This window comes from Paenibacillus sp. PAMC21692, from assembly GCF_014303795.1.
In the GTDB taxonomy this organism is placed as follows: Bacteria; Bacillota; Bacilli; order Paenibacillales; family Paenibacillaceae; genus Pristimantibacillus; species Pristimantibacillus agaridevorans.
In genome coordinates, this window is sequence record NZ_CP060293.1 from 2,088,580 (window position 1) to 2,111,871 (window position 23,292).

16 protein-coding genes, 1 tRNA gene and 1 pseudogene are annotated in these 23,292 nt (G+C 52.4%); 15 read left to right on the top strand and 3 right to left on the bottom strand.

What is annotated here, in order from left to right; genetic code table 11:
• The first annotated feature begins 55 nt into the window (after positions 1-55).
• The 3 genes from H7F31_RS08325 to H7F31_RS08335 all read left to right on the top strand — a co-directional run bounded on the left by H7F31_RS08325 (position 56) and on the right by H7F31_RS08335 (position 7,553).
• On the top strand, positions 56-3,760 hold the full coding sequence (locus tag H7F31_RS08325; RefSeq protein ID WP_187103762.1) for a hypothetical protein: 3,705 nt from the start codon (positions 56-58) through the stop codon (positions 3,758-3,760).
• 95 nt (positions 3,761-3,855) lie between these two features.
• Positions 3,856-6,483, top strand: coding sequence for an alpha-L-rhamnosidase (locus H7F31_RS08330; RefSeq protein ID WP_187103763.1), 2,628 nt, complete (start codon positions 3,856-3,858; stop codon positions 6,481-6,483).
• A gap of 35 nt (positions 6,484-6,518) precedes the next feature.
• Positions 6,519-7,553: a LacI family DNA-binding transcriptional regulator gene (locus H7F31_RS08335; protein ID WP_187103764.1), complete on the top strand. Its 1,035-nt coding sequence runs from the start codon at positions 6,519-6,521 to the stop codon at positions 7,551-7,553.
• 69 nt (positions 7,554-7,622) lie between these two features.
• On the opposite strand, the gene H7F31_RS08340 is transcribed toward H7F31_RS08335, so the two are convergent.
• Positions 7,623-8,573, bottom strand: a complete 951-nt coding sequence (locus H7F31_RS08340; RefSeq protein ID WP_187103765.1) for a phytanoyl-CoA dioxygenase family protein — start codon at positions 8,571-8,573, stop codon at positions 7,623-7,625.
• Positions 8,574-8,699: 126 nt separating this feature from the next.
• Between H7F31_RS08340 and H7F31_RS08345 the strand changes: the two genes are divergently transcribed.
• A complete protein-coding gene (locus H7F31_RS08345; RefSeq protein WP_187103766.1) occupies positions 8,700-9,608 on the top strand; it encodes an AraC family transcriptional regulator in 909 nt (302 codons plus the stop codon).
• A gap of 95 nt (positions 9,609-9,703) precedes the next feature.
• Here the strand turns inward: H7F31_RS08345 and H7F31_RS08350 are convergent.
• Positions 9,704-9,777, bottom strand: a tRNA-Pro gene (locus tag H7F31_RS08350).
• Between the two features lie 180 nt (positions 9,778-9,957).
• Here H7F31_RS08350 and H7F31_RS08355 point away from each other — a divergent pair.
• The gene (locus tag H7F31_RS08355; protein WP_187103767.1) at positions 9,958-11,262 is read left to right on the top strand and encodes an MFS transporter; all 1,305 of its coding nucleotides are present in this window, start codon (positions 9,958-9,960) and stop codon (positions 11,260-11,262) included.
• A gap of 64 nt (positions 11,263-11,326) precedes the next feature.
• Here the strand turns inward: H7F31_RS08355 and H7F31_RS08360 are convergent, their stop codons facing one another.
• Positions 11,327-12,280: a helix-turn-helix transcriptional regulator gene (locus H7F31_RS08360; protein WP_187103768.1), complete on the bottom strand. Its 954-nt coding sequence runs from the start codon at positions 12,278-12,280 to the stop codon at positions 11,327-11,329.
• Positions 12,281-12,455: 175 nt separating this feature from the next.
• Here H7F31_RS08360 and H7F31_RS08365 point away from each other — a divergent pair, with 175 nt between their 5' ends.
• The 10 genes and pseudogenes from H7F31_RS08365 (at position 12,456) to H7F31_RS08410 (ending at position 23,292) form a co-directional block, all read left to right on the top strand.
• The gene (locus H7F31_RS08365) at positions 12,456-12,683 is read left to right on the top strand and encodes a hypothetical protein (RefSeq protein ID WP_397374094.1); all 228 of its coding nucleotides are present in this window, start codon (positions 12,456-12,458) and stop codon (positions 12,681-12,683) included.
• 1,005 nt (positions 12,684-13,688) lie between these two features.
• A complete protein-coding gene (gene modA / locus H7F31_RS08370; protein WP_187103769.1) occupies positions 13,689-14,507 on the top strand; it encodes a molybdate ABC transporter substrate-binding protein in 819 nt (272 codons plus the stop codon).
• A gap of 14 nt (positions 14,508-14,521) precedes the next feature.
• A complete protein-coding gene (gene modB / locus H7F31_RS08375; RefSeq protein ID WP_187103770.1) occupies positions 14,522-15,178 on the top strand; it encodes a molybdate ABC transporter permease subunit in 657 nt (218 codons plus the stop codon).
• 70 nt (positions 15,179-15,248) lie between these two features.
• Positions 15,249-16,055 carry a polysaccharide deacetylase family protein gene (locus tag H7F31_RS08380; protein ID WP_261800348.1) on the top strand — a complete coding sequence of 269 codons (807 nt, stop codon included), beginning with the start codon at positions 15,249-15,251 and terminating at the stop codon, positions 16,053-16,055.
• A gap of 113 nt (positions 16,056-16,168) precedes the next feature.
• Positions 16,169-16,375: pseudogene (locus H7F31_RS08385) on the top strand (hypothetical protein); the annotation flags it as partial.
• A gap of 219 nt (positions 16,376-16,594) precedes the next feature.
• Positions 16,595-16,951: a thiamine pyrophosphate-dependent enzyme gene (locus tag H7F31_RS08390; protein ID WP_261800488.1), complete on the top strand. Its 357-nt coding sequence runs from the start codon at positions 16,595-16,597 to the stop codon at positions 16,949-16,951.
• A 130-nt stretch (positions 16,952-17,081) separates the two neighbouring features.
• Complete coding sequence (locus H7F31_RS08395; protein WP_187103773.1) at positions 17,082-18,836, top strand: sensor histidine kinase; 1,755 nt, start codon at positions 17,082-17,084, stop codon at positions 18,834-18,836.
• Positions 18,837-18,857: 21 nt separating this feature from the next.
• A complete protein-coding gene (locus tag H7F31_RS08400; RefSeq protein ID WP_187103774.1) occupies positions 18,858-20,489 on the top strand; it encodes a response regulator transcription factor in 1,632 nt (543 codons plus the stop codon).
• A gap of 124 nt (positions 20,490-20,613) precedes the next feature.
• Positions 20,614-22,317 (top strand): extracellular solute-binding protein, encoded by a 1,704-nt coding sequence (locus tag H7F31_RS08405; RefSeq protein WP_187103775.1) that lies wholly within the window; start codon positions 20,614-20,616, stop codon positions 22,315-22,317.
• Between the two features lie 75 nt (positions 22,318-22,392).
• Positions 22,393-23,292 (top strand): ABC transporter permease, encoded by a 900-nt coding sequence (locus H7F31_RS08410; protein WP_187103776.1) that lies wholly within the window; start codon positions 22,393-22,395, stop codon positions 23,290-23,292.

Genomic DNA, 23,292 nt, shown 5'->3' on the forward strand with positions numbered 1-23,292 from the left:
CCTAAGTCGGGGCATCCGTCTCACACTAAATGACAAAACTTAAGGAGGTTTGATGATGGAAGGATCCAGGTTGTTAGTCAAATCATGGACAGTTGTTATGATTGCGGTTCTAATCCTCACATCCTTTGTCTACCCTGCGAGCAAGAGTGAAGCTATGGCGAGCGGCATCGAATTATTCGTTAATACGACGGTATCCTCGGTAGATACGACGGTCGTGAAGTCTGGAACCGGTACAGTCGGAACATCCAAGACCTTAACCACGCAGATCGGGAATAATGGGGATTCGCCTACACCCGCCGGTCAGAACATTACCGTGAAACTCTATATTGACGGCGATTACATCAGCTCGCAGCAAATTACCCCGCCAGGGGGCGGATTCAATATGGCGGTGAACGCATCGGGCCAGGCTTGGAGTTTAAGATATTTGACTTGGACCTGGACCCCGACCAAAGATGGCAACCATTTGATTCAATATGAAATCGTAAATAATTACAACGATGCGTCGGCGCCAAATAATCATTGGATCTATACGGCTGCCGTAACAGACTCGACTGCCAGTGTGCTGGATACCGTTGATTTTGGCAATAGCGGTAGCGAAACGAGCCATGGGCTTTCATCTAATGGCGGTGGGACGGGTACTTACAATGAAAGCATCGGAAAAATAGCCGACACCTATAATTACCGAAATGCCGGCAGCAATGCGGGAGATTGGTTCAGCGTCAACATGGCCAACAACTCGAATCGTTACGGAACGCTCGCGATCCGGGAGATCCATCCAGTCGGTTCGGCGAATTATCGCAAGGTGTTAAACAATCCGGATCAGACGGGTTCGGGCAGCAGCGGCATTCCCATTGATGTGAATGTGACCGGTCAAACGTTTACGACCGGCCCTAACACGACTTACATTCCTTCTATTGCGGTTCAGATTGAGAAAGTCGGACTTGTCCAAACCTCCGCAAGCATGAACCTGACATTGACCTTGTGGGATTCTCCCTATAAGCATCAACAGCTTGCTCAAAGCACTTTGTTGGCTCAATCCGTTCAGGGCGGTTACGCATGGGAGATTTTCAACTTTGCCGAGGATGTCGGCGTGCTTCCGGGCAACCAGTATTACATGGAGTTTACGACGAGCAAACCGTTTGATGCGAATAACCGGTACGTTCTTTATGGTTACAACACCAGCTCCTATGCGGGCGGTACGCTCTACTCGGGCGGATCCGCGGTAAGCGGAAAAACGTTATCCTTCAAAACCGGTCCGAATATTCCTACCTCATACGATATACAGGTTGACGGGCAACAAGTCGGCGGTACCGATCAATTGTCGACCGGCAGCGGATTTGCCGCGCTTGATGTTGACAATTCGACGCCTCCCGGTCAAACCTTTGCCGTTGGAAACACGACGGAACTGCAGGCCATCGCCCTGCAAGTGGAGAAGGCGGGTTCGATTCCGGCGGATAATGCTTTGGTGTTGACGCTTTACGATACGCCGACGACAAGCGACAGCTCTTATCTGGCTACGCAGCCTTGGAATACGGATGTCATCGGCCAAGCCGTTCTTTCCCCCGACGAGGTGCCGGGCGGGTATAACTGGGCTACCTTCGTGTTTCCGCAAAAAGTGCTTGTCTATCCAGGGAGAACCTACTATTTTGAATTGAAAACTGTAAAACCGTTCGATTCGTCCAAACGATTCGTGCTGGGTTTTTATCCGACGAGCACGTACAAGCGCGGCGCTTTGTATACGAACCGTTCGATGCAAAGCGGACAGACGCTGTCTTTCAAAAGTTCCCACAACCCGCTGTTCAAGACACGAAATCTGTATGATCGCGGAATCGGCGCGCTTACGCATTTTGTGGATTTGCCGCAGTTGTACGCCGGAAGCTCGATTTCGGTCAAAGTTGTCAATCAATTGCCCGGTTCGGTTAATCATGCATACATCGATAAAATGTGGAACTATGCCGGCTTCGACACCTATGCGGCGAGGTACGATGTTCCCATGTATTTCTCGCCCTTGCTCGGCCGTGCCAGCGAGAATTCCACAACTCAACGTTTTCCGGAACAGGTCGATGTCATTAAGAACAATGTAATTACCCGATCCGACAATTATCTTGGAGGCAATTCAATAAAACCGGGTTTTTCGTTAGAAGAATGGTATGCCAAAAATACGTTAAACGTGCAAACCGATATCGATTATATTATGGGAGTAGCGAAAATCGCCGGAATTCCCGTCAATCTATATCTGAACTCGACTTGGGGCGGGACGCCGAACAGCCCGTACAATTCCATCCTCTATGATCAGATCCTGTTCAGCGGCACGGATAATTACAGCGATCCGAACATGAATTTGCTGACGCAGTCGCTGAATTACGCAACGGATTCGCATTATGGAAGGACAATTCCAAATATCTGGAGCAATACCTCATGGCTTACATTCAATAACGGCGGATTCACGAGCCCCGCTTCCGGCACCTTGAACCGATTCAAGAAGGATCGGCTTGGATTAAGCACGGATCAATTAAACAAGAACATACTCGATTTGGCGAACAGTAATCAGGACAACCTGTTGCTAAGCGTATCGGGCGACAACGAACCGGCTTACTGGGCCTATCAGATGGACACGGATTCGGATCCGACACTTGGGTATGCGTCCGTCAACAGCGGGAATATGCGCGTACGAGGTTCCGGCGATTTCGGACCGGATGCCGTCGCGCAAGCCAGTGCGGACGGCGTGACCCTGGACCCGTACACCGGCAACTGGGATACGATGAAACAGTGGTGGCAGACCAATCTGAATAACTACAACCAGTTTATATATGGCAACATCAATAGGGGCCTCTATAAACCGGTCACGAAGATTAACAACAATACGATTACTTACGCGACTGATGGGGTCAAACATAATCTGTTCACGCAAAATCCGACTCATCCGACGTATCCATTATTTGATATTTATCATTCCGGCTATGAGGCTGCGGTCGTGAACGAAGCGGCAACCGGGATCGAAAGTTACTTTCTGAGTCACGACTACTCCCATGCGCAGCGAATCATCAGCAATGTCGGGCGAACCGCCAACTTGAACCAGGAGCACAGCGGATTGCCGCTGGGCGACTATGACAAAAATATGGCCGGTTCATTTATGCTGGGCCTCAGGTATGTAACGCTTTACAATGTCATGAGCATATCCAGTCCTTATTACACCCCAAGCTTCACTGCCTTTAACGATAAAGTGAGCGCTTTTTCCGGGGACCCGATTCGCATCGCTACATTAGTCAATCAACGCAGAAAAAATTTGACGATTGCTGCAGAGCGTGACGCTGTTCGTTTAAAAAATTCGTTCACGCTTCTTCCAGGCGACGCGCTGGCTACAACGAAGTTGACTGCAGGAAATACAGCCTATAATGCCGGCGATTTTCATATGGCTTACAAAAATTATATTGAAGCAGAGAGCGCGGCGGCTTCAATCTTGCCGGCACCATTTGTGGTATCGGGAACGCAAGGGACATTATCCCCATACCCTTTACAAGTTACGCCGGTTTCCGGTGCCAAGTCGAATATTGTGGTTACGGTGAACAGCAGTTCGGAACTGGAATTTACGGCAAGTTCTACGGTTGCCGGCTCGGTCACTTATAAGACAACCAGTGCGTTCGGATCCAATCAGGTTTATGTAAATGGATCATTGGTTTCCTCAACGGCTAACGGTGCGGGAAGACAGTTCAATTATTCTCATACTGCCGGTACTACGGTTACTGTGGAAATTAAATAGACACACAATTGAGAGAAGTGGCTGTATCCCGACGGGCAAGTGCCGAGAACTTTCCTATCGGCGCTTGTTCTCATGTAAGAAAGGAAGTTGTCCATATGATTAAGGTTAGTTCGCTGACAACCGAATACGCAAATAATCCATTGGGAACGGACAAGTCCAATCCCCGGCTGGGATGGATAAACGAGTCCATGCAGCGAGGGCAGCGTCAAACCGCTTATCGCATTCTGGTTTCCATGTTTGAAGAGAATCTGGACTCCGGGTTCGGAGATGTATGGGACTCCGGTAAATGCGAGAGCGGCCGCTGCGTTTGTATCGATTATGCGGGAGAAAAATTGCAGTCCGCTACCCGTTATTACTGGAAAGTATGCGTATGGGACGAAGAGGACCGTATTTCCGCATGGAGCCCAATCGCTTGGTGGGAGACGGGACTCCTGCATCCGGAGGATTGGTCCGGTGCGTGGCTCTCATCCGACGGCGAACATGCGCCGCTTTTCCGCAGCGAGTTCCAAATTGAAAAGCCCTTCAAACAAGCCAGGCTGTATATAAGCGCGGCCGGTTATTGCGAAGCTTATCTGAATGGCGGCAAAGTCGGGGACCACAAGTTGGAACCGGCGTTTACCGTTTATAATAAACGAAATTTATATCATGTATATGATATCGGGCCGCAGCTGTTGGCGGGTAAAAACGGTGTCGGCATTGAGCTTGGTAGAGGGTTCTACGGATTGCGGACACCCAATGTCTGGAACTGGCATAGGGCCGAGTGGAACGACAATCCCCGGTTTATTGCCCAATTGGTCATTCAATATACGGACGGATCTGATCTCCTCGTCAAGACGGACGATCGTTGGGAGTTGATCGAGGAAGGACCGACCGTATCCGATTCCATATTTGCCGGCGAACGGTACGACGCAAGAAAATACCCGACGAATTGGAATAAGGCCGATTTTTGTGCCGCGGATGCATGTAAACCGAAGATAGTTCCGCCACCATCGCCGCGGCTTGAGGCCCAGTCGATGCCGTCGATCCGGGTCGCGGGACATGTGGATGCTGCAAAAATGGCCGTTTTAGGGGACGGCCACTATGTTTTCGATATGGGAGACACGATAGCGGGTTGGGTGGAAGCGACTATTCGAGGTGGGAGATCTGGACAATCCGTCTCATTTATTTACGGCGAAAAGCTGGATGAAACCGGCCGTGTCGATAACCGTCAGACTGCGATCGAGGCGGAAATACAAACGGATCACTATATGAAATCAAGCGAGCAGGCTGAAAAATGGGAGCCGAAATTCAGCTATAAAGGTTTTCGGTATGTAGAGATTTCGGGGCAAGGAATCAACATGGGACTTTCAGATGTGATAGGCAAACGCGTGCATACCGATTTGCGGTCAACGGGACATTTTCAATGCTCCAATCTTCTGTTTAATCGGATTCACGAGGCAACCCGCAAGACGCTGCTGAACAATTTTCACGGCATTATTACCGATACGCCCAAATACGAGAAAAATGGCTGGCTCGGCGATGCCCAACTGATTGCCGAAACGGCCGCCTTTCAGTTTGATATGGCCTTGTTCTGGGAAAAGTGGCTGATCGACATGCGCGATTCCCAACGGTCGGACGGGTCAATTCCCGTTATGGTTCCCGACAGCGGGTGGGGGGACTTTCACGCACCGGAATGGAGCAGCGCCTACGTCCTGATCGCCTGGCGTTTATACTGGTACTATGATGATATGCAGGTGCTCCGGGAGCATTACGGCAGCTTGAAAAGGTATATCGAATATGAGATCGGCTTGCTTGACGGAGGAATGTCCAGCAGCGACTTGGGCGATTGGTTGGCTCCGGGCTATTCGGAAGGACGTTCCCCGGAGGGCGGTCAAATTACTTCATCGTTCCACCTCATTTTGTTGCTTCGAACGATGGCCGGCATTGCGGGCAAATTGGGATTTTCGGCAGATAGCGAGCGGTACGGGGAGTTGGCCGAAGAAACGGCCGAAGCACTGAACCGCGAATGTCTCGATCGGGAGAATGGACTTTATCATACGAACCAGGAAGCGGGGTACCGGCAAACGTCAAATATACTGCCGCTTGCACTCTCTTTGGTGCCCTCGAATGTCGAGAGGCGGGTCGAGAACCGCTTGCTCGAAGATTTTGAACGGCGAATGGGCGGTCATGCCGATGTAGGCATTATTGGTCATAAGTATTTTTACCCGACTTTGACACGATTGGGATATGGAGAGGCGGCTTATCGGGCAGCGACACAAATCGCTTATCCGAGTATGGGGCTATGGTTTGAGCAGGAAGCGACCACGTTATGGGAATATTGGGACGTTAACACTCGTTCGAGAAATCATTATATGTTCGGGACCATCGTGCAATGGTTTTACGAGTATATAGCCGGCATTCGGCAAACCGCAGCCGGTTGGTCCGAAATGGAGTTCAAGCCTCACGCGCTTGGCGACCTGACTTCGGCCGAAGCCACGTTGGACACGGTAAAAGGGACTGTACATGCTGCATGGAGCCGTACGGCGGACATATCGTTCGAACTGACGGTGCATGTCCCCATGCAATCGCGCGCGATGGTTCACGTTCCTATATTGCCCGCAGGGCAAATAACGGAAAATGGGCTGCCGGCTGACCAGGCCTGCGGCATTCAATATATCAAAGACGAAAACGGATTTCGGGTTTATGAAATCGAGGCAGGCCGTTACGCATTCGCAAGCAGATAATCTCTGAAATATCAGTAGCTTAAGGAGCATGATTCATGTCCAGTACAATAAACGATGTAGCAAAGTTGGCCGGCGTATCCAGACAAACGGTTTCACGGGTCATCAACAACTCGCCGCTCGTAAAACCCGAGACAATCGTGGAAGTCCAAAAAGCAATTGCGTTGCTCGATTATCATCCTAACGCGGTAGCTCGCAATTTGGCGATTAAAACGGTTAAAACCGTCGGTTTGTTCATGCCTTTCGACGTGGAACAAGTGAGGCAGAATATGTTCTTCTCCACGATATCCGCTACAATATGTCATTATTATGCAAAGCAGGACTTTGTACTTCAATTGTTTACGTCGCCGGATGAGCGCAATTATAGCGAGTTGTTTAAAAAACTGTACCGCGAGAAGCGAGTCGGCGGGTTGATCCTAACTTGTCCATCCGTGAATAATGAGGACGTGATGGAATTGCTTGCCGCAAAAATTCCGTTTGTGATAATCGGTCGGCCGGGGTTGGAGCTTGAGCAAATCAACTACGTGGATGTAGACAATGTCAAGGCAGCCTACCTTGCGGTTCAAAGGATGCTGGAGCTCGGTCATCGCAAAATATGTCTTCTAAACGCACCTTCATCTATGACGCTAGCGGTAGATATTCGCAAGGGAGCCGAGGAGGCATACCGTGAAGTAAGCATGCCTATAGGAAACTTAAGCGAAATGCACATCGATCTCACCTTGAAATCAGCTTATGAAGCCACATTACATGTTATGTCCAGGGACGATCGTCCGACCGCATTCGTGACCGCCGACGATTTAATTGTATTGGGTATAAAAAAGGCAACGGATCATTTGAATCTGTCTATCCCAACGGATCTTTCCGTCATTTCCGTAATTAAAAACGGCTGGGCCGACTTGCTGCCGATGCCCCTCACATACATTGACGCTTCCTTTGAGGATTTGGGCACGCGATCCGCTCAATTCATGTTAGAGACCATTTCCGAGCCTGAAAAAAAACATATGATGCAGAAAAAGCTGAAACCGGAACTCATAGTGGGGGGAACGTGCACGCGAGTTGCAATGCCGGTATGAGCGAACCGAATGAGCCCCTGAATCCAATTTCAGAGGCTCATTCGCGCGCTCGGCAGCGCGGTGGAGGTCTCAGCAAATTTTATCCTTCTGCCATCTTATGGATTCGTCAAATGAAACTTGCTGCAGCTTCTCTTCCGTCCAGTAATATTGCAGATCCTTGCGTTCCCAGCCCATGTACAGCTCATCCCACGTATAGGGTCCATGCGGCAGCAGGGATGAGGCTTCAATAGGCTCGCTTGCAGGCTGAAATCGTAAATCGCAAGAGAGCCTTATCCGGCCCGGCGTTTGATTGCGAAGCGCTTTATGGACGGTCAGGCTGTTGAAGGCAATGACATCGCCCGCTTCATAGTCCCCTCCGGCCCATTCGCATCCGAGTCCGCAAAGAATGGATTCCAGTCCTCCGGCGCCGGAATTCGCTGTTACCCCAAGCAGTCCCGCACGGTGACTTCCTTCCAGAATCGTCAAACCTCCAAGTGTTCTGGGTACGTCGCCGAGAGGCACCCAAGTGGTCCAAGTCTCATAGCTTCCCTGAATGTGGATGAAATCCTGATGGGACGGCGTCGGATGCGCCATCTTGTGAGGAAGCATCAGCCTGCCGATATTGCGGGGATGCGCAATGGCACGCTCGCCGAACAGCGTCGTGAAAATAGACAGCAGCTTCGCCTCATGTGCCAGCCCATGGAACGCTTCCAGACGCTGCACTTCCTTATAGATGTGAAGCGGGACGCCGACGCCATTCCAGTTCGCCTCTTCTTCGCTCAGACTGTCGACTGCGGCCTGGTTCGCAGCGCCTGACAAGAGCGGATGGCTCCGATCCAATAGTCCGTTAGCATCCAGGATGGTTAGAAGCTGGCGTCTCACTTCCAGAATGAGCTCGCGAGGGAATAAACCTTTAAAGAAAAGATATCCATCTTTCTGCGCTCTATCCCTTAACGCTTCGGCATCCTGCAGAAGTGTTGTAGAGTCCTTGAACGTTCGCGTTACTGGTTTGAGGTCGGGATTGGAAAGCGACTGAGACATAGCTAATCCTCCTTATTTATCAATTATCGATCTATACCTAATAGTATAAATACCGTATTTACAGAAGTATTTAGATAGTGCAGACTTAAATTTAACGATTATCGATATAATGAGGAGCTATGTCCAATGAATGACAAGCCCAATCCAGCCCGAATTCCGTGGCATATGGTTTCCCCCGTCGTTTCTTATGCAAACTACTTGAACTGTCATGCCGGCGACAGCTTCGGGCCGCGCGTGATCGAAGATTATCAGTTCTTGTTTGTTGCATCGGGAAAAGGCCTCGTATGCATTCAAGAGAACGCATACGAGGCCTGCAGCGGAGATTTATTTTATTACGGACCTAACGTTTTACATTCCATCATCGCGGATAAAGTGGAGCCCTTCTCCCTGTACGGCCTTCATTTTAACTGGAGCTCCGAGCTCGTTCCAGTCGATCGCCGCATAATGCCGCATATTTCTTTCGTGAAGGGGCAAGAATACACCCGCATTGACAACCGTATTTGCATTGGCGACAACCTGTCGGAGACGCTATTTATTCAAGACTATCAGAAGTTGTCCAGACAAGTGTTCCTTCCATATTTCGAAAGACTTGTTCGTGTCTATTGCGCCGATGAAGCCTTTGCTCCATTGCAACTGCGGGCTTATGTAATCGAGCTGCTCATTGCGATGAAGAAAACAGGCGAAGCGTCCGAGTTGTCGCTTGAGACGACTAATCCCGTTGTGCTTGCTATAGCTGATCAACTGGATCAACGGGTGAGAGAGCGCTACGACAGGCAATGGTTAAGCCAATATACCGCTTATCACCCTGATCATGCGTCTCGTTTGTTTCGCGAACATACAGGCCGAACACCTTATAACTACTTCATGCAACGTAAAATTGAGCTTGTAAAGCAACTGCTTGTAAGCACGAACGATACTCTGCTGGAGATCGCGGACCATGTTCAGGCCGGCTCTATTCATGCTTTTACAAAGTGGTTCACTCAAATGACGGGCTTATCGCCGGGCCGCTTTCGGAAGCGAAGCAGGATGATCTAAGAGGATCCCTACGAAAAAGACCGCTCCCCACTGTATATACATACAGTAGAGAGCGGTCTTCTGTTCGATACGGGTTCCCGCATCGTCTGCTATGATCGGAGTAACACGATTCGAACGTGCGACCTCACCCACCCCAAGGGTGCGCGCTACCAGGCTGCGCCATACCCCGACGCTAAAATAGACAGCGTTTTCTTAACGCTGATTACTTGAAATTATACTACTCGTTTTCCTTGCTGGCAAGAGCCTGCCTAGTAAATCGTCCCAAATGTTAAGTTTTTGTTCTTGTCTCCGGGCAGCCTGCATTTCCTATACAATAAAGGCATTCGGTTTTTTACGGGAGGCCAAGCCCATGAAGTCGTTTTCGAAGGAAGAACGCAGTTGGATGTGGTATGACTGGGGGCATTCCGCTTACTCCGTCATTATATCGACTGCCGTATTCCCGCTGTTCTACAAGGCGGCTGCCGAGCAATCCGGCATTAGCGGAGCGGATTCTACCGCGTACCTGGGGTATGCGATCGCAATCTCCACGCTCATTCTCGCCCTGCTGGGACCCATCTTAGGGACCATTGCCGACTACCAAGGGTTCAAAAAAACCTTCTTCGCCGGCTTCAGCCTGCTCGGCGTCATCTCGACGGCGCTGCTGACCTTCATACCAAACGACCATTGGCAGCTGCTGCTGATTTGTTATGTCTTTATTATGATCGGCTCCGCAGGATCGAATGTGTTTTATGACGCCTTCCTGGTCGACGTGACCGATGACGAGCGGATGAACAAGGTGTCAACGAGGGGGTTTGCGCTTGGTTATATCGGGAGCACGATCCCTTTTATCGTCAGCATTGCGATCATTCTTCTGGCTCAGCAAGAGGTGCTTCCGCTGTCGGTGACGGCGGCCAGCCAGATTGCGTTCTTCATTACGGCAGTCTGGTGGGGTGCGTTCACGCTACCCATGCTGCGGCATGTCCGGCAAAAACACTTCATGAAAAGGGAGCCCCGCATTATCGCGAACAGCTTCGGCAGGCTGTGGGGCACGCTGAAGGAAATTAAACGATACCGGGCGCTGTTTCTGTTCCTGCTGGCGTACTTCTTCTATATCGACGGGGTTGGCACGATTATTACGATGTCCAGCGCCTACGGCTCCGATTTGGGTATCGAGGCGACGGATTTGCTTATTATTTTGTTCGTGACGCAGGTTGTAGCAGCTCCGTTCGCAATGTTATACGGGCGCCTTGCCGACCGATTCGGGAGCAAGCTGATGCTTTACGCAGGCATCGTCGTGTACATCCTCGTGTGCATTTACGCTTATTTCATGAAGACGGCGTTCGATTTCTGGATTCTCGCCATGCTGGTCGCTACCTCGCAAGGAGGCATTCAAGCCTTGAGCCGATCCTACTTCGCCAGAATGGTGCCCAAACAAAACGCGAACCGCTTCTTCGGCTTTTATAATATTTTCGATAAGTTCGCCTCGATCCTGGGACCTTTGCTCGTCGGCCTGACGGCGCAAGCTACAGGCAATACCAGTACAGGCGTGTTCAGCCTTGTCGTCCTGTTCCTGATCGGTGGAGCCATTCTTACGCGGGTGCCGGAGCCGGGTCAGGGTTCCGCGATCCTGCATGGGCCTGGCGGGAGCGGGAAGGGGAGCGGAATAGGAAGTTGAACCGGGGGGGACTCCCTGTGAAAAATAGAATGCCCGACCTTTCGGGAAGAAGCGGGCGGAGGCATCAAGCCTCCGCCATGATTTCGCCGGTGTGGCTTAAATCGTAGGCTGCAATCGCTCGAAGCTCTCGCTTGAAGCTGTCCGACCGGAGAATGCGGAGCACGGCTTCGATCCAGGGACTATTATCTGGCCGCTTCAGCATGACCAGATCGTAGCGCTCCTGAATGAGTGGAATGAAGCTGACGCCTTCCACGATGGAGGCGGCTTTTGCCGTTCCGACGCCGACGTCGGCTTCTCCGGAGGCGACCATAGCCGCAACGGACAGGTGATTCGTGAGCGTCTTCCCGTATCCCAGCAAGCCCTCCTGCGGGATGCGGTGCAGACGAAGTTGCTCGTCGAGCAGTACGCGGGCGCCGGCGCCCTGCTCCCGGTTCGCGATGCGCATCCCGGGACGAGCGAGGTCGGCCCAGCATGTGATGCCGTGCGGATTGCCCTCCGCGACGAACAGACCTGCGCTGCGGGCCAAAAGATTGACGACGAGATGCGGCATGCCAACGAGTAGACGACGGATGTATGGCACGTTGTATTCGCCGCTGTCCCCGTCCAGCAGATGGGTACTGACAAGATCGGCTTCGCCCTTGTACATGCGGATCAGGCTATCCATGCTGCCGATGTGCGACCGGAGCATCCGGTACTCAGGCAGCTCCGTTTCCAAATGTCTGGCGAGAACGTCCAGACTGATGTCTTGCCCCGTAATCACGATGGAGCGGGGAAATGGCGGGGAGCTTGGGGCATCGTGCGAGGCGGGCTGTTGCCGCTGACCGAGAGGACCCTCCGGGATCATTCGGTTCCGACGCTTGTACGCCTCCAGGTCGGCAGCGTCTACTCTCATTTGTTTGCCGACGCGGTAAGAGGAGAGTTCGCCTTTTTTGATCAGGTCGTAGACGGTCAGCTTGGATATTTTGAGCAGCTTCGCAAGCTCATCGGTCGTATAGGAGATATCGGACGATTGTGACATAGCGTATGTTCCTCCCGCTGAATTAAGCCGTTATTCTATGAGTTCTATTTTAGCATAAGAGTAGGGAAGCGGCTCCCGTTCTGTACGAGGGCCGTCATGGTAATCCGAATCGGGCGAGGGCCAAGTTTCCTTGAGAGTGTCGCGACATACGATGGTGCGAGGAGGTGTGCAGCCCGTGCCATGGTATCAGAAGGCGACGATGCTCATCGGTCAGCCTATCGGGGTATCTTTGACGAATGGTCAAGGCGTATCCGGCGTCTTATGCAGCTTGAACAACAACACGGTCATCCTGCAAGAATATATGTACCAGAACCAATATGCCGCGAAACAGTACCCATTCCATACCGTTCAAGACATCAACGGATTCCCGGGATGTTCGACGTCGGCGGGACCGTTCTACTAGGAGATTGATGAAGCGGTTGAGGAACGTTTGGATAAAAAGGGGGCGAAGGCTCCCTTTTTTGATGCGCGCGAGAGCTTTGCGCCTGTAGCCCGACTTTCTCGGGCTATTGCGCTCCGCGAAGCCGCTCGCGCTGAAGTAGCCCGACTTTTTCGGGCTATTGCGCTCCGCGAAGCCGCTCGCGCTGAAGTAGCCCGACTTTTTCGGGCTATTGCGCTCCGCGAAGCCGCTCGCGCTGAAGTAGCCCGACTTTTTCGGGCTATTGCGTTCCGCGAAGCCGCTCGCGCTGAAGTAGCCCGACTTTGTCGGGCTATTGCGCTCCGCGAAGCCGCTCGCGCAGCAGTAGCCCGACTTTCTCGGGCTATTGCGCTCCGCGAAGCCGCTCGCGCTGAAGTAGCCCGACTTTCTCGGGCTATTGCGTTCCGCGAAGCCGCTCGCGCTGAAGTAGCCCGACTTTCTCGGGCTACTGCGCTCCGCGAAGCCGCTCGCGCTGAAGTAGCCCGACTTTTTCGGGCTATTGCGCTCCGCGAAGCCGCTCGCGCTGAAGTAGCCCGACTTTTTCGGGCTATTGCGCTCCGCGAAGCCGCTCGCGCTGAAGTAGCCCGACTTTCTCGGGCTATTGCGCTCCGCGAAGCCGTTCGCGCAGCAGTAGCCCGACTTTTTCGGGCTATTGCGCTCCGCAAAGCCGCTCGCGCGCCAGTAGCCCGACTTTCGAGACTGCCGAATCGATTTAAAACAATGTTATTTTTTTACCGACTGGGAACTCTCAATTAAAATTGATCGGAGAGAAGAACTGTTGGAATTAATCAACAGTCTCGGAAATCAGGCTACAGAAACGCACAACGTTGGCGTGTGGAGCAAAGTAAGGCGTTAGTCCCTCAGCTGCCCTAAAGACATCCCTTCGCCAGAGTAATATTACCTCACATGAAGGTTTACATCCAACCAAAAGCAGAATTATAATTATATTTAGATATAAATAGATATAATTAGTTGGAAGGTGTTGGGTGGATGTCGGGGAGAACAGTGAGGTTTCATCCGATTTGGATATTTGCGTTAGCGGTTATGATCATCATGGCTGGCTGCGCGTCGGGCTCGAACGAGAAGCAGCAGGAAGCTGCGGGAACGCCAGTCGAGCTGACGGTGTCCGCCGCCGCCAGTCTGACGGATGCACTCGAACAATTAAAAAGCATATACGAGTCGAAAGCGGGAGGCGACGTGAAGATTTTGTACAATTTCGGAGCTTCCGGCGCGCTGCAGACCCAGATCGAGGAAGGCGCGCCTGTTGATTTGTTTTTGTCTGCCGCAACGAAGAACATGAAAGCTCTGGTGGGCGGCGGTTACATCGAAGAGGAGCAGCAAAGCAACCTGCTCGGCAACGATCTCGTCGTTGTTGTACCAACAGACAGCAAGCTGGACCTTGCAGCCTTGCAGGACTTGCAGGGCCCTGATGTGAAACGAATCGCGATCGGGATTCCGGAGAGCGTCCCCGCGGGGAACTACGCCAAAGAAGCACTCGAGCATGCAGCGTTGTGGGATGCCTTGCAAGGCGTAATGGTACAAGCAAAGGATGTTCGCCAAGTGCTGAGCTATGTAGAGACGGGCAATGCGGATGTCGGCTTCGTATACCGAACGGACGCGATGTCGTCGACCGCATCCGAGGTAGCCTTCGCCGTATCGCCGGACAGCTATACGCCGATTCTGTATCCGGTCGGCATCGTGAAGGCGACGGAGTATCCGGAGGAAGCGGCAGCGTTCCTTGAATTTCTGCAGAGCAAGGAAGCATTGGACGTCTTCGTCAAATACGGCTTCTCCGTTCCGAATCCGTGATCGGCATCGACTGGATGACGTTCTGGCCGCCGATTCGCCTGTCCATCCAGGTCACGCTGCTGTCCAGCATCGTAGCTGCCGTGCTTGGCATCGCCGCGGCATGGTGGATGTCCCGCAGGAAATTCCGCGGACAAACGATGGTGGATACGGCGTTCCTGCTGCCGCTCGTCTTGCCGCCGACCGTTGTGGGCTTTCTGCTGCTTATGCTGCTCGGACGCAGAAGCTGGGTCGGTCAAGCGATCGAATGGCTTTTCTCCTCGCCGGTTATATTTAGCGTGTGGGCGGCCGTCATCGCGGCCGTCGTCGTTGCGTTCCCGCTTGTCTACCAGACGATGAAGGTCGGCTTCGACTCCGTCGACCGCGAGCTGGAGGAGTCGGCGCGATCCATGGGAGCCAGCAACATGCAGGTGTTCCGTATGATTACATTGCCGCTAGCCTGGCGCTCGCTGGTGACGGCGTACGTGCTCGGCTTCGCCCGCGGTCTGGGCGAGTTCGGCGCGACCCTGATGATTGCGGGCAACATTCCCGGCAAAACCCAAACGGTGCCTACCGCGATCTATGTGGCGGTTGACGGCGGCCGCATGACGATGGCATGGGCCTGGACGATTGGCATCGTCATCATCTCGTTTCTATTGCTCCTGTTGACGGGGAGATGGAAAGGAAGGCACTAGGCGCGAGCTCCTTGATCCAGTATGATAGAGTTTGATAACGGACAATGACAGGATGAAAGGGGATAGTCTCTTGGCCACACGCAAAATCAAATTCGATCGTTTCCCGAACGGCAGCCAAAAAGCTGTCGTATTCAGCTTCGACGACGGACGCGAGCATGATCGTCGGTTAGTCGAGATGATGAATCGATACGGACTGAAAGGCACGTTCCATCTCAATTCCGGATTTTTTGGACGAGACGGGTACATCCAAGCGGAAGAGGTTCGGGCATTATTCGAAGGGCATGAAGTGTCCGCGCACACGGTGACGCATCCGTTCCTTGAGCAGTCGCCTACGGATCAGGTGGCGGAGGAGATTTTGACGGATAGGGCGGCGCTCGAATCGCTTGTCGGGTATCCGGTTCGGGGCATGAGCTACCCGTTCGGCACCTACAACGACAGGGTGGTGGATATGTTGCCTGCTCTGGGTATCGAGAATGCGCGTACGGTGCAAAGCCACGGCAGTTTCCACATGCCAGCGGACCCATTGCGCTGGCACCCAACCTGCCATCACAAGACGATGGTGGAGAAGGCGGAGGAGTTCCTGGCTTTGCAGTCTCGCCACTCGCGCATGGAGCTGTTGTTTATTTGGGGGCATAGCTATGAATTCGCCAATGACGGCAATTGGGAGTTGGTCGACCGTGTCGGCGAGCTGCTGGGCGGCCGTGAAAATCTTTGGCACACCACAATGTCGGAGTTGATCGCATACCAGAATGCCGTAAGCGCACTCCGTTTCTCTGTCGACAGGAGCCTTGTCCATAATCCGTCCGCTACCGATGTATGGATCGGCGTTGACGGGGAGTCGGCCATGGTGCCGGCGGGCAAGACGATTAAGTTGTAGTTGTAAAGTTTGCTGCCAAGCCATCTTCAAACATGGAACGACCAAAAACCTCGCCGATCCCACGATCGGCGAGGTTTTTTATTTTTTATGAAATATTGCATCGTTCCCTAAATATTAATGCGATCCGTAAGCTGAACAAGGCGCTTGGTATTGAAGAGTCGTTCCAGCAATTGGGCTTTGATGCTAAGGAATTCGAAGCACGCGTGGATTATTTGGCAGACCGTGCATTTAAAGATCAAGGTAAGACTGCGAATCCGAAATTGCCGCTTGTTTCTGAATTGGCTGAGGTGTACCGCGACGCATTTTACGGCCGCTTCTAAAAGAAGGACTTGTTGTATCCGTATGCGAGTAAAAATAACCGCCCTTAGGGGCAATGTCATTAAGTTAAGGCATAGTGTCTAAAAATCAAAAGAGCGGGTTATCGAAAAGATAGCGCGCTCTTTTGGCGTGAAAATGAAAAATTAGGATTTTACAAATGCCATTGAGAGAGTACGCGAATGAGCTAAGACAAATGCTGACATCCCTCATCCAAGACATGGCTGCGGCCGGACGATTACATGACCACTACCTACTGCGGACGCGGCCAGCACCTTGCCAAAGGCGCGGACCCGAAGGGGCTGATGGCCGAAGTTCTCGGTCGGGCGGACGGATTTTGCAAAGGAAAAGGCGGGCCCATGCACATAGCGGACCCCGAAAGCGGGATACTTGGCGCGAACGGCATCGTAGGCACCGGCGTGCCGATCGCCGTCGGCGCCGCCATGACCGTGCGCATGACGGGAACCGACCGTGTAAGCGTTTCTTTTTTTGGCGATGGAGCCATCAATCAAGGCGCGGTCTACGAGGCCATGAATCTGGCGGCGGTCTGGAATCAATTGCAGACAAATAGAATTTCTTAGAAGTAACCAAAAGTCAAGAATAGTCGCAAGAATGCAAGAAGATGAGCGGTCCGCAACGCAGGGTTGGGAGAACCCCCGGCGAATTAATAATGTAGCATGACAACACGCGCAGAAGAAGGATGATCTCCTTATGAAAGCATTTTCGGCGTTCAAAAATCTGAAAATATTCCCCAAGCTTATCGTCTTGTTTTTGATCGCGATTATCCCCTCTTTCATGGTTTCCTTCCAATTGTTCCGGTTCGGTGCGGAGAGCGTACGCAATGAAATCTGGGGCTCGATGGAGACGCGGGTTCGCTTTACGGTCAGTTCCCTGGATGCGGAGATGGAGCGCCTGATTCGGCTGCACACGCAATATGCGCTCGATAACGACATTACGAAGTTGAGCAGCATGTCGGCCATACTCCCCTACTACGATGTGATGCAAATGCAAAAGCGGGTGCAGAATAAGCTCTGGATCTTGGAAACTTCCAGTCTGTATGTCCGTCAGGCAGAACTGTTTATTCCCGAGATCGGCAAAACGCTCCTCTCGGGGAAGGATATTGCCCCGATGACGGATTCGGAAATCAAACAACTGCAGAAATTGAAGAAAGGAGTTCAATCCCCCTTTGTCTACTGGCACGACAAGATGCTGCTCAGTACGATCTTTCCGGATCCCAACTACTTTACGGCTTCGCCCCCTATGTACATCCTGCAGTCGGAAATCGACCGTTCGAGCCTGCAAGTCTACTTGCGTCGCATGCTTGGCGACACCGGAGGGGGCTCCCTGCTGTTCAACGATAACCGGGATTGGATGCTGGAAGCGGGAGCTTCTCCCGAAGGGCTGAGAGGCAGAATCCTGGAATATGCGTCGGGGCAACCAGCGGACCGGCCAACGGGGAGCGGCGTCCTGAAGCTCGGCGACCTTACCTACTATATCGTTTACGAACGCTCCGAGCTGTTGAACATGACGCTTGCGCTTTATATGCCGGAAGATAACGTAATGGGACCGCTGCAAAGGTACCGGGCTTTGTTTCGCAATCTGTTCGGCGCGGCGCTGATAGCGGTTGTAGGATTCTCCTACTGGATATTCAGATCGATCCATTCTCCGATTCGCCGCATGGTTCAAGCGTTCCGCAAGGTGGAGAAAGGAGACTTGAGCTTAACGATTACGCATCGGAATCACGATGAATTTCAATATATGTACGGCCAGTTTAACCTGATGGTCAGCAAGCTAAGACAGTCGGTACAGGACGTGTACCAATCGCAAATTATGGCGCAGCAATCGGAGCTTAAGCAATTGCAGTCGCAAATCAATCCCCACTTCCTGTACAACACGTACTATATGGTGCATCGCATGGCGCGCATGCACGATCTCGACAATCTGGAGCGGGCGACACAATATTTGGGCGATTATTTCGTTTACATTACCCGCAATTCGTCCAGCGAAGCGACACTTGGCCAGGAGTGGAATCACACGCTCGCCTACCTGGAAATTCAGCAAATGAGGTTTCGGAACCGGATCGAGGCCAGCATCGTTTGCCGGACCGCGCGCCTGGAGGAGATACGCATTCCGCGGCTTATCTTCCAACCGATTGTCGAGAACGCCTATCAGCATGGCTTGCAGACGGTTACGGAGAACGGAGCGATCGCGTTGTCGCTCATTGAAGGAGAAGAAGGGAAATCCGTCGTCTTCTCGGTGGAGAACAACGGCGATCCGGTGTCGGATGAAGAGATCGGCGCGATTCGGCACAAGCTTGAGATGGCGTCGCTGGGCTCGCCGGACAACACGGGGCTCATCAACGTGCACAAACGAATCAGGCTCAAATACGGAGAGCCTTGGGGCGTTCGGGTGTCGGCCGGTGCGAGGGGCGGCTTGAACGTAGCTCTGCATTTGCCGGCCGAGTGACAATGAACGGAGGAAACGAGCATGCGCCGAATCTTAATTGTGGATGATGAGCTGTTCATTCTAAACGGACTGACATCGATGGTGAAGGAGGCGAATTTCGCCGAATTGGAAGTGTATAAGGCCGCGTCCGCGCTCGAAGCTCTGGATTGGCTGCAAAGAACGACCATCGACGTCGTGCTGACCGACATCTGCATGCCGGGCATGGACGGGCTGGAGCTGCAGCGGCACATCAAACGGCAGTGGCCCAGATGCAAAGTCATCTTTTTAACGGGGCACGACGATTTTGATTACGCCAGAGAGGCCATTCATCAACGGGCGGCAGATTATATTCTGAAAACCGATGGAGACGAGCCGGTGCTTCGCGCCATTCGTGCAGCCCTGGAAGAATTGGAAGCCGAGTTTGTCAAGGAAGAGCAATTCGAGCAAGCAAAGTCCCGTTTTATGGCCGCTTTGCCCTATTTGCAAAATGAATTTCTGACCGACCTTCTGCAGGGGGAGAAGACGGCCGGCCGACGGCTCGGGGAGCAATTTGCCGATTTGAAGCTTACCTTTGCCTACGATCGGCCGGTATGGCTGGCGATTGCCCGCGTGGACGAATGGGCCGATTACAGGGAAGCCGACAAGAGGCTGCTGCTGTTCGCCGTACAAAATATTGCGCAGGAATATTTGGCGGGGGCTTTAAACGCCAAATCATTTGTTTACGAGAAGAACCGTATGGCCTGGATGATCCAAGCCGACGAACGAAACGCAGAAGGGGAGCGGGCGGACCTGTCGCAGCTTCTTCAAGGCACATTCGAGCGAATTCAGCAGTCCTGCAAGCAATTGCTTCGTCTAAAGCTTTCGTTCGTCATGGCTTATTCAAGCTGCGAATGGCCGCAGATCGCGGCCCGGCACGATTCGCTGAACAGGGTGATGCGAAGAGGAGGCGGCCTGGGTCATGAGCTGCTCCTGACGGATATGGACAGCGAAGGGGATTTTGCGGAAACCGCACCTGTCGAATACAGTGCCAGGCAGATCGGCAAGCTCATCGACGAGCTGGGCGTGTTGATGGAGAGCGGTCAGAAGGACGACTTCCGGCAAAAGCTGGTGGAGCTTTCGAATCTTTCGGACGGGAATGTCGAATTGAAGCTGATGGCGGCCTATCGGCTGATCTCGATGCTCATGACGGTATTGGCCGACGAAGGGCTGCTCAAGACGACGATGGTCTTAACGATCATGGACCGTCTGCTTAAGCTTGACGCGAATGCGAACTGGGAGACGACTCTGTCGCTGGCAACGGAGCTCGGAGACGCCGTCTTCTCGCGCAAGGAGTCGCTGAACAAGCAGTACGGTAAAAGTGTGATTCACCGGATCAGAACCTATATTGAAGCGAATTTGGCCGGAGATCTGTCGCAAGTCCGACTCGGTGAAGTCGTCGCGCTGAATCCTTCCTATTTGTCCCGCTTGTATAAACAGATTGCCGGCGAGAGCTTGTCCGATACCATCATGTCCGCGCGGCTGGCCGCCGCCACGGAAAAGCTCAAGAAGACCGACGACAAGGTGCAGGATATTGCGGTCAAGGTGGGCTTCGAGTCCGCTGCGTATTTCAACCGATTTTTTAAAAAAGCGGTAGGTCTAACTCCCCAGGAGTATCGCGAGCAATCCCGGATGTAATGGAGACTGGTAACGAGAGAGCAAGAATAGTCGAAATCGTCCAATTTCGCGTTTGCGGGCACGCCTCTATACTAAGAAAGTAAGAAGAGACATCTTCTACAATCGATGATTTGGGGGGAACCATGTGAACAAAAAGAAAGCCATTTCCCTGGTGCTTGCCGCGGCGCTCGTGCTTGTCGTCGTGTTGTCCGGCTGCAGCTCCGGGAACAACAACGACGCACCATCCAACGCGGGCGCTTTGCAGCCGACATCCGGCAGCGAGAATGCGGAGGCATCCGCACCTTCGGCTGCGCCCGCAGATCCGCTCGGCAAGTACGATCCGCCGATCGAAGTGTCCGTTATCCGTCCCTACGACGAGAACGTGAAATTCATCGAAGGCGAATCTGCGACAGACAATGTGTGGACGCGTAATTACGAAGAAGGTCTCGGCGTTAAAGTCAAATACGAGTGGACGCTGCAAGGACCGATCGATCAATATTACCAGAAGCTGAACGTGTCGATCGCCAGCAACGACTTGGCCGACATTATGACCGTCAACAGCGGTCAACTGAAACAGCTGGCTGAAGCAGGACAGTTGGCGGATTTGACGGACATCTATCAAAGCTACGCCTCCGACTTTACCAAGAAAATATTTTCCGACGACGGCGGCGTGGCATTGAGCTCTGCAACGTTCGGCGGAAAATTGCTCGGTCTGCCGCGGCTGGGGTCGGATATCGACGAAGTTCCCTTGCTGTGGGTGCGCAAGGACTGGCTCGCCAAGCTGAATCTTCCCGATCCGAAAACGATGGCCGACGTCGAGAAAATCGCCGAAGCTTTTGCGTCGCAGGATCCCGACGGCAACGGCAAGGCGGATACGTACGGGTTGGGCTTATCCAAGGACTTGAACGGCGGATTCCCCGGCTTTGAAGGCTTCCTCAACGGGTATCATGCATACTACAATACCTGGTTGAAGGACGCATCCGGACAAATCGTAAACAGCAACATTCAACCGGAGATGAAGACGGCGCTTGCCGCGCTGCAAAAGCTGTATGCCGCAAAGGCAATCGACAAGGAATTCGGAACGAGGGACGGCGGCAAGGTTGCTGAAGCCGTAACGAGCGGAAAGCTCGGCATGTACTACGGCGCGATGTGGACGCCGATCTGGCCGATTCAAGACGGCAGAAATCTCGATCCGTCCATGCAATGGGAGCCCTACCTGCTTCCATCCGTAGACGGTCAACCGGCAATCGGCCAGGTTCCGTTCGACGTGCCTAGCGGACAATACTATGTCGTGCGTAAAGATGCAAAGCATCCTGAAGCTGCGCTCAAAATGATGAATTTCTTTTACGATCGCATTCATGTAAATAAGCCGGAAACGACGGACAGCAAGTACGACGGCATTGAAACTTTCAAATATGTCATTCTCGCCGGCGCTCCGATTACGGAAAATCTGGATGTCTACCGCAAAGCGAAGAAACTGCTGGAGGCCAACGATATGGAAGGCCTGAAGTCGGCAAAAGAAGGTCAACTGCCGTTAATTGCCAAGTATCTCGAAGGCGACGAAAAGAACTGGGGCTATTATAAAGTTTTCGGTCCGGAAGGCAGCTACAAAGTAATCGAACAGATGCTGGATCAAAGTCTCTTCTTGCGCAGCGAATATTTCGGACCGCCTACGCCAACGATGGGCGAAAAGAACAGTACGCTCGAAACACTCATGAAAGAAACGTTTACCAAGATCATTATGGGCGCAGCCGGTATCGATGAATTCGATAAGTTTGTTTCCGATTGGAAGAAACTCGGCGGCGACCAGATTACCAAGGAAGTCAACGAATGGGCTGCTTCACGGTAAGTCTTTACTGACTAATGATGAGGGAGAAGAATGTTGCAGCTCTTCTCTCTCTTCTGCTTCGGGGATGTGGAAAACATGCTGTCCAAGAAAAGTATTCGTCAACTTCCGCTTCATTTCATGCTGCTTCCCGGCTTATTGCTGGTCTTAATCTACAGTTACGTTCCCTTTTTCGGTTTGTCGCTCGCATTTGTCAAGTTTTTGCCCGGACGCCCCTTTCTGGACAACCCCTGGGTCGGATTATCGCATTTCAAGTATGTGTTGGAGATGCCGAACTCTTTACGCGTCCTGGGAAATACCTTTTACATTGCATTTTTCAAGATTATGGTCGGGCAGCTCGTCCCGATCATCGTTGCCCTGCTTCTGAATGAATTGCGAAAAAACTGGTTGAAGCGCAGCGTTCAAACGCTGATCTATTTGCCGCATTTTTTATCCTGGATCATATTGGGCGGCATTCTTGTCGATATTCTGTCTCCGTCCCAAGGCATCGTCAACCAAGTGCTCGGTGCGTTCGGAATCCAGCCGATTTATTTCCTCGGGGACAATAATTGGTTTCCCTTCACGATCGTCATAACCGATGTGTGGAAAGAATTCGGATTCAATACGATCGTTTATTTAGCGGCGTTGACCTCGATTAATCCGGCTCTGTACGAGGCGGCGCTGATCGACGGCGCGAACCGGTGGAAACAAACGTTGCACATCACATTGCCCGGCATGCTGCCCATCATCGTACTCTTGGCTACACTCAGCCTCGGCAACGTGTTGAATGCCGGCTTCGATCAGATTTTTAATTTGTACAGTCCATCCGTATATGAGACCGGAGATATTATCGATACGCTCGTCTATCGAACCGGGCTTGAACAGGCGCAATACAGCCTGGCAACGGCAATGGGGCTGTTCAAATCGATTGTTTCGTTCGTTATGGTGGCCGTATCCTATTTACTCGCTTATCGTTTCGCCAACTACCGGATTTTCTAG

Coding starts and splice junctions, on each gene's coding strand:
- H7F31_RS08325 (WP_187103762.1), top strand. CDS start 56: ATGGAAGGATCCAGGTTGTTAGTCAAATCATGGACAGTTGTTATGATT.
- H7F31_RS08330 (WP_187103763.1), top strand. CDS start 3,856: ATGATTAAGGTTAGTTCGCTGACAACCGAATACGCAAATAATCCATTG.
- H7F31_RS08335 (WP_187103764.1), top strand. CDS start 6,519: ATGTCCAGTACAATAAACGATGTAGCAAAGTTGGCCGGCGTATCCAGA.
- H7F31_RS08340 (WP_187103765.1), bottom strand. CDS start 8,573: ATGTCTCAGTCGCTTTCCAATCCCGACCTCAAACCAGTAACGCGAACG.
- H7F31_RS08345 (WP_187103766.1), top strand. CDS start 8,700: ATGAATGACAAGCCCAATCCAGCCCGAATTCCGTGGCATATGGTTTCC.
- H7F31_RS08355 (WP_187103767.1), top strand. CDS start 9,958: ATGAAGTCGTTTTCGAAGGAAGAACGCAGTTGGATGTGGTATGACTGG.
- H7F31_RS08360 (WP_187103768.1), bottom strand. CDS start 12,280: ATGTCACAATCGTCCGATATCTCCTATACGACCGATGAGCTTGCGAAG.
- modA (WP_187103769.1), top strand. CDS start 13,689: ATGTCGGGGAGAACAGTGAGGTTTCATCCGATTTGGATATTTGCGTTA.
- modB (WP_187103770.1), top strand. CDS start 14,522: ATGACGTTCTGGCCGCCGATTCGCCTGTCCATCCAGGTCACGCTGCTG.
- H7F31_RS08395 (WP_187103773.1), top strand. CDS start 17,082: ATGAAAGCATTTTCGGCGTTCAAAAATCTGAAAATATTCCCCAAGCTT.
- H7F31_RS08400 (WP_187103774.1), top strand. CDS start 18,858: ATGCGCCGAATCTTAATTGTGGATGATGAGCTGTTCATTCTAAACGGA.
- H7F31_RS08410 (WP_187103776.1), top strand. CDS start 22,393: ATGCTGTCCAAGAAAAGTATTCGTCAACTTCCGCTTCATTTCATGCTG.